General features: G+C 52.6%; 12 protein-coding genes. 6 read left to right on the top strand and 6 right to left on the bottom strand.

Going from position 1 to position 15,700, the window contains the following annotated elements:
• Positions 1-101 precede the first annotated feature (101 nt).
• Genes CPA45_RS15790 through CPA45_RS15780 form a run of 3 tightly spaced genes read left to right on the top strand, consistent with a single transcriptional unit; the run spans position 102 to position 2,679 of the window.
• Positions 102-629 (top strand): TRAP transporter small permease, encoded by a 528-nt coding sequence (locus CPA45_RS15790; RefSeq protein ID WP_096653123.1) that lies wholly within the window; start codon positions 102-104, stop codon positions 627-629.
• Entirely contained in the window at positions 626-1,903 is a 1,278-nt protein-coding gene (locus CPA45_RS15785) for a TRAP transporter large permease (protein WP_096653121.1), read from the top strand. The genes CPA45_RS15790 and CPA45_RS15785 overlap by 4 nt, the downstream gene beginning before the upstream one ends.
• Positions 1,904-1,908: 5 nt before the next feature.
• Positions 1,909-2,679 carry a M15 family metallopeptidase gene (locus CPA45_RS15780; RefSeq protein WP_096653119.1) on the top strand — a complete coding sequence of 257 codons (771 nt, stop codon included), beginning with the start codon at positions 1,909-1,911 and terminating at the stop codon, positions 2,677-2,679.
• Between the two features lie 192 nt (positions 2,680-2,871).
• On the opposite strand, the gene CPA45_RS15775 is transcribed toward CPA45_RS15780, so the two are convergent.
• The 3 genes from CPA45_RS15775 to CPA45_RS15765 are packed head-to-tail and all read right to left on the bottom strand — an operon-like array spanning position 2,872 to position 6,594.
• Positions 2,872-3,978, bottom strand: a complete 1,107-nt coding sequence (locus tag CPA45_RS15775; protein ID WP_096653117.1) for a mandelate racemase/muconate lactonizing enzyme family protein — start codon at positions 3,976-3,978, stop codon at positions 2,872-2,874.
• 13 nt (positions 3,979-3,991) lie between these two features.
• Positions 3,992-5,416, bottom strand: a complete 1,425-nt coding sequence (locus tag CPA45_RS15770) for a YfcC family protein (RefSeq protein WP_096653115.1) — start codon at positions 5,414-5,416, stop codon at positions 3,992-3,994.
• Between the two features lie 14 nt (positions 5,417-5,430).
• On the bottom strand, positions 5,431-6,594 hold the full coding sequence (locus CPA45_RS15765; protein ID WP_096653113.1) for a M20 metallopeptidase family protein: 1,164 nt from the start codon (positions 6,592-6,594) through the stop codon (positions 5,431-5,433).
• A gap of 261 nt (positions 6,595-6,855) precedes the next feature.
• On the opposite strand from CPA45_RS15765, the gene CPA45_RS15760 reads away from it, so the two are divergent.
• Complete coding sequence (locus CPA45_RS15760; RefSeq protein WP_096653111.1) at positions 6,856-7,737, top strand: LysR family transcriptional regulator; 882 nt, start codon at positions 6,856-6,858, stop codon at positions 7,735-7,737.
• A gap of 76 nt (positions 7,738-7,813) precedes the next feature.
• Positions 7,814-8,434 carry a LysE family translocator gene (locus tag CPA45_RS15755; RefSeq protein WP_096653109.1) on the top strand — a complete coding sequence of 207 codons (621 nt, stop codon included), beginning with the start codon at positions 7,814-7,816 and terminating at the stop codon, positions 8,432-8,434.
• Positions 8,435-8,496: 62 nt separating this feature from the next.
• Here the strand turns inward: CPA45_RS15755 and CPA45_RS15750 are convergent, their stop codons facing one another.
• From CPA45_RS15750 to CPA45_RS15740, 3 genes are read right to left on the bottom strand one after another with little or no spacing between them, the layout of a single operon-like run.
• Complete coding sequence (locus CPA45_RS15750) at positions 8,497-9,903, bottom strand: Na+/H+ antiporter NhaC family protein (protein ID WP_096653107.1); 1,407 nt, start codon at positions 9,901-9,903, stop codon at positions 8,497-8,499.
• A gap of 33 nt (positions 9,904-9,936) precedes the next feature.
• Positions 9,937-11,226 carry an NAD(P)/FAD-dependent oxidoreductase gene (locus CPA45_RS15745; protein WP_096653105.1) on the bottom strand — a complete coding sequence of 430 codons (1,290 nt, stop codon included), beginning with the start codon at positions 11,224-11,226 and terminating at the stop codon, positions 9,937-9,939.
• Between the two features lie 6 nt (positions 11,227-11,232).
• A complete protein-coding gene (locus CPA45_RS15740) occupies positions 11,233-12,030 on the bottom strand; it encodes an IclR family transcriptional regulator (RefSeq protein WP_244287631.1) in 798 nt (265 codons plus the stop codon).
• Between the two features lie 174 nt (positions 12,031-12,204).
• Here CPA45_RS15740 and CPA45_RS15735 point away from each other — a divergent pair, with 174 nt between their 5' ends.
• Positions 12,205-15,660 carry an AAA domain-containing protein gene (locus CPA45_RS15735; protein ID WP_096653101.1) on the top strand — a complete coding sequence of 1,152 codons (3,456 nt, stop codon included), beginning with the start codon at positions 12,205-12,207 and terminating at the stop codon, positions 15,658-15,660.
• The last annotated feature ends 40 nt before the right edge of the window (positions 15,661-15,700 follow it).

The following is a 15,700-nucleotide window of genomic DNA, read 5'->3' as shown; positions in this document are numbered from 1 at the left end:
TAAATGATACCTAATTAAGCACTATCGACGGCAGTAGAAGGGCCGGTAATTACCGGTCCTTTTCTCCTATTGTGACTCTTTCTTTGCGGGTAGGATTTTCCATGCACGCGCTACGCAATCGCATGTTAGCGATCAGTCGGCCTCTATCCATCACCGTGGCTGCACTACTGCTGTTGACCAATTTAGCCATCATTCTATATGGCGTTTTTATGCGCTACTTTATCGGTGGAGCGCCTATTTGGACCGATGAGTTATCGCGCTTTCTGATTATCGGCACCGTTATGGTGGCGGCAGGGGCAGTGTGGGTAGAAGGCAGCCATATGCGCGTCGCATTGATTGAACGTTTACTGCCTGTGCCCATAGCGCGCGTACTTAATCTGTATCAGTGGCTGTTAACACTCAGTATCGCCATTGGCGGAGCCTGGGTCAGTTACCGCTACGCGCTCTCGGTTAGCATGTTTACCACCTCAGGCCTGGGTATTAGCCGCACTATTCCGCTAATGTCAGTACCTATCGGCTTCGCGTTACTTGCCTGGCATGTACTTTGGTATGGCCCGGCACCACTACCCGTGCTAACTGAACAAGGCGTTTTAGAGCAGAGCAGCCCAGAGCAGGAGCGCCCTTCATGATTGTCACGATGTTAGGCGTTTTCCTTGTTCATGTTCTCTTAGGGCTACCTCTATTTATTGCGCTGTTGACCACCGCTATTGTTGGCTTTCTGTTTGTCGACCCCGCGATGATCCCCCGCATGATGCCGCAACAATTTTTTAGTGGCATCAACGCCTTTTCCTTGATGGCGATTCCGCTATTTATTTTAGCCGGTAACTTAATGAATGTGAGCGGCTTAACCGAGCGGCTAATGGGCTTGGCACGCCTGCTGGTGGGACATATGCGCGGCGGTATGGGCCATGTAAACGTTGTATCGAGCGTCTTCTTCGCCGGGGTTAATGGCTCCGCCGTAGCCGACACCTCGGCCCTGGGCTCGTTGCTGGTGCCCGCCATGGAAAAAGAGGGCTACTCACGTGCCTTTGCCGCTGGTTTAACCGCTGGTAGCTCACTTATTGGCCCGATCATTCCTCCCAGCATCTTTATGATTTTGTACGCCTCCCTTACTAACACCTCTGTAGGCGACCTATTTCTGGCGGGAGTGGTGCCAGGCCTGTTACTGGGCGTTGCGTTTATGGGCATGAATGCGTGGTATGCATGGAAAAAACGCATGCCCAAGCGAGGTGAGCTGCCCAACCTGAAAGCCTTAAGTATTGCCGCCCTCGTGGCGTTTCCTGCGCTAATTGCACCAGTCATCATTGTTGCGGGCATTGTATTGGGCGTGGTTACACCAACAGAGTCAGGGGCACTGACAGCCCTTTACGTAGCTTTATGTGGCGTGTTGCTAGGTGGGTTGCAGTTGCCGCAGTTTTGGCAAGCTATCAAAGACACCGCTCGCCTAACGTCAGCGATTTTTTTAATTATGGCAGCGTCCGCTACCATTAGCTGGTTACTCTCCTATGCCCAGGTTCCCCAGCAATTTGTCACCTTATTAGCACCTTATGCAGAAAACGCGGTGATTATCTTGCTGCTATTAAGCTTGATTACTTTTTTGACCGGCATGTTCATGGAGGAAGTCTCCGCGCTGATGCTACTCACGCCTATTTTTGCACCCGTGGCGATGATGGCAGGCATAGACCCAATCCATCTGGGGGTCATCATTACTCTCAACATCACCATTGCCCTTATTACACCACCGATGGGCGCCTGCGTGTTTGTTGCCGCCGCCGTTAGCCGAATAGAGATTGTCTCGTTATTCAAAACGATTTGGCCTTTCGTACTCACCGCTATCGCTGTCTTGATACTGTTAATCTTCTTTCCGGCCTTAACGCTTTGGCTACCCCAATTGCTTGGATAATTAAGATGCACACCTCCTCTACTGACTCGTCCAGTATCAACTTAGCGCCTATTCCGAGCATATCAGCGCTGGAGTGGTCGAGTGTTAGCCATATTGCCATTCAAGACTGTGGCGAACGCTTAGTGCCAATGAGCTTAGCGCCTTCGCCGATTAAGGTATTCCCCGCCTACGCACGCCTAGGGATTCCTGGTGCAATACCGGAATGTTTTGTGCGCGAGGGGGTTTATCGGGCGCTACTGGCAGCAGCACGGAGCTTACCCCAGGGAATCAGCTTACTGGTACTGGATGGCTGGCGCCCATGGCGTGTCCAGCAGTACCTGTTTGATACGCTGTATGAAGCGATTCTCTATCACCATCCTAACGCCACGGAGGATGAACTATTAACACGCACAAGCGAGTTTGTATCATTCCCTAGCCGTGATCCCTCAGCCCCCAGTCCACATTTAACCGGAGGGGCAGTCGACGTTACCCTCTGCGATTCCGATGGACTACCACTAGACATGGGAACGCTCTTTGATGAAGCCATTCCTGCCTCCCATACTGCGCATTTTGAGCTGTTAGGTGAATTGTCCCCTCCCCAACAGCAAGCAAGAGATAATCGTCGGCTGCTGTATCACGTAATGCAGCAACAAGGATTTACCAACTTACCCAGTGAGTGGTGGCATTTCGACTTAGGTGACCAACTGTGGGCGCATTACGGAGGGCATAACCAAGCCTGCTACGGACCAGCAGAGCTTGAGACAATAGAGAACCGCTGGCGGCGGCACATCAGCTAGCTCAGAGCTTTTAGTCCTGCTGCAATTCAGGGTTGGTAGCTGCCCCCATAGGGATATGGACTACTGGGCGGCATATTGAAACTTGCCGAGTAACCTGCCTGAGGGAAAACCCAACCACTGAGTGTGGCAGATGTATCCTGCACTCTCTTTTTATCTTATGTGCGTTGGGCGATCCCAAGAATAAAATCTTTCTCAATCAATGATATCGACAAACTCACTAAGGTCTTGTACTCGGCTACTTTCAATAGTTACCCCAAGACCAGGTGAGTCATCTAACAAGATATGCGTTTCATCCCCCGGCATCTGAGCAACATCTTCCCGAATCATGGCCGGGCCTACCAAGTCATTCGCAATAATATTGGGATGTGCCAGCGCAAGATGTGCACCTGCCAGTGTCGCAATAGATGACTCCACCATGGAGCCAATCTGGCAGGGTATATCAGCAGCCATACCAGCTTCAGCCATCACCATAGCGGGGCGTAAGCCAGCGGATTTCATCAATTTAATGTTAACCATATCAGCAGCATTAAGCTGAATCACATCCAACATCTCTTTTACGCCATGAATAGGTTCATCCGCCATGATGATAGCCTCAGTAGACTGGGTCACATGTGCCATTGCCACAAGATTTTCCATATCTACGGGTTGCTCAAACCAATCCACTTGATACGGCGCTGCATGTCGGATGACCTGTAGCGCTTGCTTTGTACTCCACCCTTGATTGGCATCCACACGCAACGCCACTGATCGGTCTAGCACCTCTCTAACACGCGCAATTCGCTCAATATCATGTTCCGGGGTATCTCCAAGTTTTATTTTGATAGATTGATACCCACGCCGAGCAGCCTCTTTCGCCTGCCGAGCCATCTCCTCTGGCGCTAACATGCTGATAACGTAGGGAAGCTCCAAACGCTCATGGCTACGCCCACCTAGCATGGCATAGAGGGGCTTCCCACTCTCCCGAGCCAAGAGGTCATGGAGAGCAATATCGAGTGCGGCTTTAGCCGATGGATTATGGCGAATTTTTCGATTCGCAGTGTGATGGAATTGTGCAATATCACTGGCTTCGGAGCCGATTAATAATGGAGCGAGCTCACGCGTTATGATTTCTCGTGCCCCGAGATACGTCTCTCCGGACACGTGTTGATCTACCACAGCTTCGCCCCAGCCAACCTGCCCAGAAGCGGTCTCTATACTCACTATCAGGCTGGCGATATCGTGATAAGTATCATAGGAGATCTTGAATGGCTGCTTAAGCGGAAGGCGTACGCCATAGACTGTGATTTTATTAATACGCATTAGTAATGCCTTATTATGTCCAGGAAAAGAACTGAGCCAGAGTAATCATGAGACTCGCAGTGCCCAGCTGAAGAATCGCTAATGGAAGTATCCATTTAATCCACTTGCTCCACGACACACCTGCTACAGCTAGTCCTGCCATGAAATATCCCGACGTTGGTGTAAGAATATTGGAGATACCATCACCAAACTGGAACGCAAGAACAGCAGTCTGACGCGTCACTCCCACAAGGTCTGCAAGAGGTACCATCAGAGGCATTGTCAGTGCAGCTTGACCACTACCAGAAGGAACCAGGAAGTTCAGGATGAGTTGAACGAAGAACATACATACTGCAGTAATCACAGCAGGCATCCCGCTCAGCAACCCTTCGAGATGAAAAAGAATAGTATCCAGAATATGCCCGCTTCTCAGAATCACCAGGATGCCAAAAGCAAAGCCCACTACCAGAGCACCCATCGCAATTTCTTGGATGCCCTCAACAAAGTGGTCGGCAATTTTATTCGGGCTCATACGCGCAAATACACCGATTAAAATAGCCATCAAGAGAAAGGCACCAGACATCTCACCGATATACCAACCATGTCGTATCACGCCGTAGGCAATAACGAGAATAGTGCCTACAAAAGCGGTGAGGACGAGTTTATCGGCAGCCGATAACGTTCCTGGTCTCTCACTGGCTTGCGGTTTACCGAACTGGCGGCGATCACTATTAAAGACCGGGCTGGATTCGGGATGAGCTTTCACCTTTGCAGCATAGCGAGTGACGAAAGCAATACTGATGCTGACGAATATCAGCCAGTAACAAACTCGAAGGGTCATTCCAGAGAAAATAGGGAGTTCAGCGATATCCTGAGCAACGCCAACCGTAAAAGGATTCATAAACGCTGCAGAGAAACCTGCACCAGCCCCTACCAGTGGTACCGCCGCGGCCGTAATAGAGTCATACCCCAGCATACGAAGTAACGGTGCAAGGATAATAATAAAAGCAATTGTCTCTTCTGCGAGCCCGAAGGTTGCTCCCCCCATCGCAAATAACAGCATCAGCAGAGGTATGAGGATGAGATCGCGTCCAGTAAGCGCATTACTGATACTGGCAACTACTTTTTGTAATACTCCTGTCGCTTTAAGAACGCCAAACGCACCACCTGAGATAAAAATAAAGAAGATGATACTACTGCCTTCACCCATCCCCTCAAAGACCGCCATGAAAGGACTTAACCAGCCAGCTCCCTGAGCTTCAACAGCCGCATAACTGTCTGGCACCACAACCGTACGCCCTTGCTCGTTTGTTACACGCTCGTAGCTACCCGACTGAAGAAAGTGAGTTGATAAAGCAGCGAGACAGATAAAACTAAATAACACGACAAAAATATGCGGGAAGCGAAATGTTGGCCGTGAACTCTTCTCGTGTGTCATTGTTTTTTCGAGAGGTGTCATGGGGTATCCCCAGTTTATTGGTGGTTATCGAGAAACTGCATTGCCACACTTGCCAGGAAGTCGCTCCCAGTCGATAGAATGGCATCGTTGAAGTCATAGTCAGGCTGGTGAAGCTTCGGTGTTTGTGGTCCTGAGCCATTGCCAATCCATACATAGGCACCAGGAATATGAGAAAGAAAGGCCCCCATATCATCAGCTCCCATACTGACTGGGTGCTCTACTAGCTGTTCATGCCCCCAACGCTGCACCACCACATCGCGACACAATTGGGCACACACGATGTCATTGGCAACCGCCGGTGTTGAGGGAACGTAATCGAGTGTGACATCGCATCCGGTTGTTTTAGCAACTCCTTCTGCAACGTCGTTAATACGGACCTCAAGACGTTTGCGTAACTCTGGTTTAAAGCAGCGCGCGGTGCCCGTCAGTCGAGCGGCAGCAGGAATAATGTTGCTAGCGTGGCCGCTTTGCAGGCTACCTAGGCTAATAACAGCGATATCCTGAGGATCAATATTTCGGCTGACAATATGTTGAATGGCGGTTGTAAATAGGCTGGCCGCGACGATGGGGTCTGTCGTGAGATGAGGCATCGCACCATGCCCACCAGAGGAGTGAAATGTCACCTCAAAGTCATCGCTTGATGCCATGTGAGGGACGTCATGAATGACAAAATGTCCTGCGTCTACACCTGGCCAATTGTGTAGTCCAAATATCGCATCAAGAGCGAACCGCTCCTGCAGTCCCTCCGCAAGCATCGCTTCAGCACCAGTGCCAATTTCCTCGGCGGGTTGAAAAATCAAAACGACAGTCCCTTGAGCTGAGCGCTGTTTAACCAACCGTGCAGCAGCAGCCATCAGCATTGCTACGTGTCCGTCATGCCCGCATGCATGCATTACATTTGACAGACAGGAGCGGTGCGAAAACTGATTAGCTTCTTCAAGTGGCAAGGCATCAAAATCGGCTCGGAGCCCAACGGTTGCACCCGTTCTGCCACCTTTGATGACGCCAACCACGCCGTAGCCTCCTATATTCTCATGCACCTCATCTACCCCTACGTCACGTAGCGTCATTGCAATACGCTCAGCGGTCATAGACTCCTGACCGGATAACTCTGGGTGCTGGTGGAGCTCCCTACGAAACGTGATCATCTTTTCAAGCTCAATGGCTGATAACGTCATGAGAGGTAGAACCTTATTGTAAATTGGTAAATGAACACCCTTGGTAGGTTTGCGCCGTCTAGCGCCTGCGGTAACGCATGCTTACACAGCATGAGCTGCGTACATCGTTACGCGCTTAGCTAGATTGTTTTTGAGTATGTTGTAACGCTTAGCGCGAATAAAATACTTCTTCCCGATGGCGTCATACCTTTATGAGATGAGGCTTTAGTTGTATTTTCTGTACGACACGAGTCGCGCATCGTGACGTCATCGGGAGCGGACATGAACACAAAAAAATTAAAGTACTTCATGGCGGTGGTCGAAGCAGGCTCGATATCGTCTGCAGCCAAGCAGATACCTATCGCTCAGCCCGCTTTGACGCGACAGATACATCAACTTGAAGCCGATATAGGGGCAGTCTTATTTCATCGTGACCGCAAAGGGGTGTCTCTAACCCCAGCAGGGCATTACCTATATGCCAATGGGCAGCGCCTGCTGTCAGAACTAGAAAGTGTCGCAAAGAAAACACAAGATATCGCCAATGGTTACCGCGAAAGCCTCTCGCTCGGAATTAGCACCATACATCCCTATATTCCTAGCATCACTGCACTCATCAGCAAGTTTCGGTCACGTTACCCATCGACGCAGTTAACACTGGAATCAATGTTATCGGGGCCTCAAGCGGCTGCAATTCTGGCAGGTCGGCTTGATGCGGGTATTTTGTTCATTGAGCGAGAAGATGAACCACGTCTTGACTACTATCCATTGGCCAGTTTTCGTATGGCGGTATTCACCAGTAAACGTCACCCGCTCATCGCGACTCCCCCTACTTCGCTTAAGGATTTTCACGACGCGCCGTTTATTCGCTTCAGCCGAACCTCAACTCCTGGAAGCTTTGATCGGCTAGATGGGTGTTTTCAAAAGGTAGGCTTCATTCCCAATACCGTTCAGGAATGTCGCGATGACATTACTATTCGCAGTTTGGTTGCAACAGGAATGGGCTATGCGATTATGCCAAGTATCATGGCACTGGGAGATGAAGACATCGTGGCCCACGAATTAGATGATTTGCCAATAGCGACAGACCTCATGCTGGCTTGGCAAAAGGGCCGTCAGCCAGAGACAGTAAAAATACTCTGTCGCCTCGCGGCAGAACCATTGTAACTTTTCCCTCTAAGAACCGGCCCACAGTCACATTGCGAGGTATAGTTAATAAATTAACTATAGGAAGATTAACGCTATGTCGATTGAGCTATGGCTATCGTTTGTGCTGGCTTCGTTCTTGGTTATCGCATCCCCTGGCCCTGCCGTTGCCCTGCTGGTAATGACCGGCATCAACCAGGGGCGCAAGGCCGCCCTGGCGATGTTACCAGGCTTCTTCTTAGGTGACTTGGTGGCTATGTCGCTATCGTTTGCAGGCGTAGGTGCCCTACTGATGGCGTCTGCAGAACTATTCACAATCGTGAAGTGGCTAGGGGTCCTCTACCTACTTTATCTAGGAATAAAGATGTGGCGTGAATCCGGCCAACTGAACAATTTGGAAGCTTCTGGAGCGAACGTCAAGCAAGGCACCGCAAAGGCATTTTGGGTAACACTCTTAAATCCCAAAAGCATTCTATTTTTCATGGCCTTCATGCCACAGTTTATTACCCACAACCAACCATTAGCGCCGCAGCTAGCAATTCTATTTACCACCTTTCTTGTAATAGGCGTCATCTCAGACCTCGGCTACACACTCCTATCGACGACCAGCCGACAACTGATAACCGCAAAGTTTCGTCGTCTGCTGCACCGCTGCGGTGCAGGCAGCCTGATTGGCGCAGGTGTGCTAATGACTGTGATGCGCCGTCCCGCAGGGTAGCTCAGTTCGGTATTTAAGCCCTGCGTGAACGGCTTCTGTCGGCCTATCATAGGACTTATCGCTTACAGCGTAAGACCGAGCAACAGGTAAGCCACTAAGGAAAGAGTAGCAACAGCAAGCGCAAAGGGAATTTGCGTCTTGATATGGTCGATATGGTCAGAAGCAGCCCCTGTTGAGGCAAGCACTGAGGTATCCGACAACGGTGAGCAGTGATCCCCGAAGACACCGCCACCCGCCACTGCTGCCACCGTGGCATACACCAGCGGTGTAATCATATCGCTGCTAAAGTTGAAGGCGAGCGGTACAGCCAAGGGCATCATGATAGCGAAAGTGCCCCAAGAGGTACCGGTTGAAAAGGCAATAACAGCAGCGATCAGAAATGTCATTGCTGGCAGTAGCGCCGGTGTCAGCCATCCACCAGTAGCCTCAACAATATAGCTGGCCGTGCCCATGTCTTTGGAAAGTTGATTCAACGAGTAGGCTAGCGCCAGAATTATGATGGCTGGCATTACTCCCTTCATACCCGCCATCGAGGTTTTCATAATGTCATTGAAGGGAATGCCCTGAAGGCGCATAACGATACCGAGAAACACAGCAGCTGCCAGAAATGCCTCCATGGTCTTGGCCGAGTCCATCACGATAAAGGTGCCCACGGCAACACCGATTACTACCAATACCGGGGCGAAAAAATTCCAGAACAGGTTGGTGCGTGCCCCTTCATAAGGCGGAATCTCTGTTAGTTCCTCGCCCACCAGTGGTTCTGCCCCATCACGCAGTACTTTGCCCTCTTCCCGAGCTCGACGCTCAGCTTCTCGCATCGGCCCAAAGAGTGGAATAACACCGACAATTACCAGTCCCACGACCAGCACCGAGAGCCATGCATAGAGGTTAAAAGGAACGGCATGTAGAAACACCCCCATCGCCTGGGCAGCATTTTCGATAGGCCCCATGCCAATCAACAAGCCAGAGATAAACACCGCCCAGCCGGTAATCGGAACCATCACACTCACCGGGGCCGAAGTGGAGTCGGCGATATAGGCCAGTTTTTCCCGCGAAACCCGATACCGATCCGTCAGGCCACGCATGGTGCTACCGACAAATAAGGGGCTGAAATAGTCGCTGAAGAAAACGAACATACCCATCACCCAAGCGACCAACTGAACCCGCACCCGCGATAAAGCACGACGCTCCACCCAAGCGGTAAAGTTCTGAATCGCCCCTGTGCGTTGGAAAAACGCGATCACCGTGCCAATGAAAAGTTCCAACAGCAGTATCCAGGAGAAGCTGGTGGTGCCCAGGGTTTCCTTTAACAGCGTGGGAAAGCCCATCAAGCCATTACCCAGAGTAATTACCCCAACGAAACAGGCAACGGCCAGCGAGAAAACGGTATTGCGAGTAATAAATGCCAGCACAATGGCCAACGCCGCCGGCATGATGGACAGCAGCCCAATATGATCTTGAGGATCCATTGTCATCTCTCTTTTTATAATGGTGAAGGGGGATCAGGTTTCGTGCTTTGCCTTACGGCGCTCCATTTCACTGGTCAGGTAGAAACCCAACCGACGCACGGGATCGGGCGGCATCCAGCTAGCCTTGCCGAATAACGACGCTATATTTTCGACCGGCTGGCCCAGAGCATGGCGAGCCAAGGCATCGCCAAGGAAAGTACCCTTGACGATGCCGCCGCCATTGCACCCCGCCGACACATACAAACCAGGCTGGATCTCACCCCAGAGTGGCGCACCGTTATAGGTCAGCCCGGTGGTCCCTCCCCAAACCTTGTCAAAGCGCACAGGGGTGAGTTCGGGATAGCGTGCCTCAAGGCTCGCTTTCAGTTCGGCCTCAATACGGGCGTTATCGGCTTCGCGTTCATAGCTGTAACGCGAGCGGATCATCAAACGTCCATCAGCGGTGGTGCGCAGCGTACAACCCAAGCGGTGTGCGGGTAGCAGCCCCCAGGTCGTCGCAGCAATGCGTTGTCGTTCAAGCTCAGGCAAAGGTTCGGTAATAGCGGCATAGGTATAAATAGCGGTTAGCCGAGCGGGATCGGCGCCTAATGCACGGGAAAAGGCGTTATTGGCGAGTATTACCCGCCCTGCTGCCACTTCTCCGTCAGGCGTGATAACACGCCACTTATTGCCATCAGGCACAATCTGGGTCGCGGGGGAGTGCTCATGCAACTCGATGCCAGCCGCCAATGAATCTGCTAAACCAACAATTAATGCCGCGGGCTGCACCAGATAGCAGTCCGGCGAATAAATGCCTTGGGCGTAGTAGCGCGTCCCAATCCGCTCAGCCAGTTGGCTACCGTTCAAGGTCTGGTAAGAAAGGCCAGCAGCGTTAAGAAAAGCTGCATACTGGGTTAAGGCACGCTGACCTATCGCACTACGGGCAGCTCGATAAGTGCCGCTACGTTCGAGTTGGCAGTCAATTTCCAGGCGTTCGACACGCTCGCGCAGTAGCGCCATGGTTTGTCGGCTTAACGCGTTCAGTTTCTCCATGCGCTCAAGCTCTTCGGGGCGAGCATCATTGGCTAAAGCGATTTCCAGCATGAAACCAGAGTTACGCCCAGGGCTACCTTCACCCACTTGGTCAGCTTCGAGAATTTTGATGCGGTCTGCGGGCCGCGCCTGCTGCCAAGCCGTGGCTGCCGCAAAGCCGGTGTAGCCGGCCCCGATGATGACAACATCCGCCTCAGCTTGGCCACACAAGGCGGGGCGCGGCTGGCGTTTCGGTAGCCAAGCGTTCCAGCCGCAAAGGCGCTGATGGGAGGGATGCGAGGGTTGTGGCATGACGATTTAATCCAGATACAGCAGGCCATGGGCCTGATTAACCATAGCGGCGACTTCTTCCTGCATGCCTTGGAGCACCTCCAGCTTATGAGTCGTTGTCATGCGAGACTTGAGCATCGAGCAGCTCATAGCCCCCAAGGGGTGTCCACTATGGTCGAGGATGGGAATGGCTAAGCCGCAGTATTCCGGGAGCAGAGAACCTTCAACGCCGCGGGCGTAGCCATGTTGCAGTAAATAGCTAATTTCGGCTTCGACATCGGCGGTGGCGATCGCGTAATCATCCAGCAACCGTGCAGCGTTATGATCGAGAATCTCGCCTCGCTCATCCGAGCCGAGATACGCGAGCAAGGCAATCGACGCTTGACCGACGCCTAGCGGCAAACGCCCGCCTGTCGCCCTGACGAAACTCCCCACCGGATAAGCGCCGTTCTGTACTTCCAGGCAGACAGCGTTGAAGCCATCTCGGGCAAACAGATAGAAACTGTCTCCCCAGCATTGCGCCAGCACCAGCAACCTGGGTCGTGCCAAGTCACGTAACCCAGCGCCATTGCCCGCCTGAGCACCAAGCACTAGCAACTCATAGCCCAGCAGATAACGCCCACGAATGGGTGAGGAACGCAGGAATCCTTGCTGCTTGAGACCTTTTAGCAACCGGTAGAGCGTAGGGCGGCTGAAACTCAACTCATTCAGATAATCGTCTACACTCGCCCCCCGGTGGCCGCCACGTGCGGTAACCTGCAGTATCTGCATAGCGTGAACGAGCGTGGCAGGGCCTGATGAGGTGATATTTTTATTTACAGGCATTATGTTTATCGTTATTTGTCTAGGTGAGCTAGAACATAGCAAGACAAATTCACGAGTTCATCTCACTAAGTGAGACACAACCGTTTTCATTCGATAAAGCGGGTGTGAGCGGCTGGTGCTTAGGGGGTTGCCCCAATAACAGGACAACAATGACAGGACAAGGAGCGTGCATCGATGGGGACACCCAGCAATATAGTAGCCTTTTGGCGTCTGGTTGAATGGCTGACACCCACCTCATTCCCCAAGACCAATCCTAAACGCGATGAACGTGAACCGATTTACGATATTCGCACTGACTCCAGCGACGCCCTCCCCTGGCAGCCCAACCACCCTCATGCACAGCATCGTTGCTCCCAGACATCACTCAGGCTCACCCATGACAATCATCGCGAGCAGTGGGCCTATGGTGTTTATGCAGGACTGATCAACATCAATACCGCGCGCCTAGAAATCGAGTCTTGGCTTGGGGATGATTTTGATCATGTAGTGCGCGACGAGCGCCAACCACTTGGAACATCCGCCATCGGCTTTCAAGTAGATAGCGCAGGCCGTGTGATCGCCGACACATTGGTGTTATCAACCTTTGCTTGGGCTTTTGGTGCGCTACGTAAACAGGCAGCACAAGGACGCACCACGCTACACGCTGATGCGCTACGAACCGAGGATTTTGCGGATGCCGAAGGCGTGGTGTATGACCGCTTTGCCAGTGAGCTTTCAGGCGCCGAGCTAACGATAGAGAACCTATCTCACTTCTTGGCGTGGTTATTTGACTACCTTGGGCTTGACACGCAAACGCTGGCACCCACGATATGCCGGGTACAGTGCGTCCGCCGTCCGATAGCAAAAGAGGTACAAGAGGATGACGACGTACACCCAGAGACGGAACCCCCTAGTGCCCGCCTAACCGCTGCGTTAGAGATGCTCAATAGCCTTTTTCTGGATGATCTTGCATTAGTCCAGCGCAGTGCTGAAACCGGTGATATTGGCGCAGCGTTAGCGCATTACCTAGGTAAACGCCCTCCGACACATATCGACCTGCGCAAAGAGCATCAAGAAGCCTGGGAGCTACTTAACCCCGCGGTGTATCCGCCGGGGCGGTGGCCTACAAAAGGTCGTTATCCGTTAGTGTTCAGCCAACAAATCGCCGTCAACCAAGCACTGCGAGGGTTAGGGGGGAACAAAAGCGGCCTCATGGCGGTGAATGGCCCACCAGGCACGGGTAAAACGACACTGCTCAAAGACGTGGTGGCAGGCATCATCGTTGAACGTGCCCAGGCATTAGCACGCTTTACCTCCCCTTCCGATGCCTTTGAAAAATCTCGCCCTGCTTGGCAAAGCGGTGAATGGCGGCAGTTTTTTGCCCCCTTGGATGCCTCATTACTCAACTTCGGTATTGTAGTGGCATCCAGCAATAACGGTGCGGTCGAAAACGTCACCTTGGAGTTTCCGAAAGCGGCCGATGTTGATCCTGAGTGGGGCGATCGGAAGCATAGTCCCTTCACCGAGATTGGCTCCCGCTTGCTGGGCGATGCTGGAGAGTCCTGGTCGCTCTTAGCGGCATGCCTGGGGAAGAGCAAGAACAAAACAGCCTTTGCTGACGCATTCTGGGGTTGGGAGAAAAAGAAAGCCGAAGGAGAACCCTTACATATTCCCGACTTGCTCAAAGGACCTCGACCAGAGGGCGTGCCCGGCTGGCGCCAGGCGGTGGCGTCTTTCCAAACAGCGCTTGATGAAGAAAAACGCTGTCGACATGAACGGCAACATGTCTATCAAGCGATCATGGCCCTGGGAAAGACCCAGCGGGAGATCGCGGCCTTACAGCAACACGAACAGGCACTGACTGAAACCTTGGCCCAAGCGGAGCTGTATCAAACAAGCACCATTGAACAACGGGATGATCACCAAGCGACATTCGAGCGTGCGTTATTGCGAGTGAAGAGCGAGAGGGAAGCCGCCTTAAAGACTGCCGAACGCGATGTGGAGAGCCAGCAAACCTACTGCTTGGCCGCTGAGCACTCACTCCAAGGGGTGCAACAACAGATTAAACGTTGCCACGAGGATGGCCCAGGCGTTGTTAAGCGATGGCTGAGCAAGTGGTTGCGTCGCCTACCCAGCGTGGTCACATGGCAAGACACGCTACGCACGTTATCCAGCCAAGAGATGACCGTGCGCCAGCAAGTGTCAGAGTGCCTCAAGCGCAAGGCGCTGGCTCTCGATACCTGCAACCGTGCAGAGCAACAATTAAGCCATTCAGCACTAATCGAAGCAGTTGCTACTGAGCATCAGCAGTACCAATCCAGCGAAGCCGTGGCCAAGCAAGCAATCACACGCTGTGAGCAAATACGCGATCAACTTACCCACCAGCAGGCAGCGCGGGTAGCGGCAGAGAAGAAAGCCCAAGCGGCCAGCCAAACGATCAATGCCTATTGTGAAAAGGTCGGCCACCACTACTGTTTAGCACCAGGCTTTCTCGTTGAGTCTTCACACACCAAGGAGCTTGCTTCGCCATGGGCAGACCCTGAATGGGAGGCTGCTCGTGTCCGAGTTTTTCTAGCGGCTCTGGATCTCCATGATGCGTTTGTTCTCGATGCAGGAAAACCACTGCAGAACAACCTGCGTGGCATGATGCAGCTATTGCGTGGCAAAGCCCCTGGCGACCTCCCCGAAGGAGTCGCGGAAAGCCTCTGGTCTAGCCTGTTCCTCTTGGTTCCGGTCGTCTCTACTACGTTTGCCTCTTTTGGTCGGCAATTTGCAGAGCTGGGCCGTGAGAGCCTGGGCTGGCTGTTGGTTGATGAAGGAGGGCAAGCTGCGCCACAGCAAGCAGCAGGCGCTCTTTGGCGAGCCAAATCCGCGCTGGTGGTCGGCGATCCTTTGCAGTTAACCCCAGTTGTGACAGTACCCGACCGCCTGCAGGGCTCACTTGCGGAAAGCCTAGATGTCAGCATGGCATGGTTGCCAGGCAGCACCTCGGCCCAGGCACTGGCTGACCAAGCCAGCATATATGGCAGTATTATCGGTACGACCTGGGTAGGAGCACCACTGCTGGTTCACCGCCGTTGCGATAGTCCCATGTTCGAGATCTGCAACGAGGTGGCCTATGACAATGCCATGGTGCATGGCAAGCCTCCCTCGGAGAGCTCCCTTTTTGAAAGCGCCTGGATCGATGTACCCCCAGAGCAGGCCGATGGCCACTGGATACCCGGCGAAGGCCGCGCTGCAAAAGCGTTAATCGAGCAGCTAATCGCACAAGAGGTGTCCAATAAAGATATTTTCCTCATCTCGCCCTTTCGTACTGTGGTCAAGAAACTGCACCACTTGGCGGCGAGCTACCCTGGCGTAAAAGCTGGCACGATCCACACGGTTCAGGGTAAGGAAGCCAACGTAGTTATTTTAGTGCTGGGCGGAAACCCACAGAAGGCTGGCGCTAAAGACTGGGCATCGGCCACCCCAAATCTATTAAATGTCGCGGTTAGTCGCGCCAAGTTGCGCTTATTTGTTGTCGGAACGCGAGAGGGCTGGGCCAGATATGCCTATTTTGGAAACTGTGCCGAATGGCTGCCCTCGATATCGCCTGATAGCTTGCAACCAGTTCAGGAAGAGCCACTACTCAACGTACCGTCCCATAGATAGATGTTTCAACCCATCACTGTAGGCAAGAGCAAAAGTAGGC

Origin of the sequence: Vreelandella nigrificans (genome assembly GCF_002374315.1) — a bacterium.
Taxonomy (GTDB): domain Bacteria; phylum Pseudomonadota; class Gammaproteobacteria; order Pseudomonadales; family Halomonadaceae; genus Vreelandella; species Vreelandella nigrificans.
Note: the sequence above shows the minus strand (reverse complement) of the source record. Positions and strands in the feature narration are given on the sequence as shown.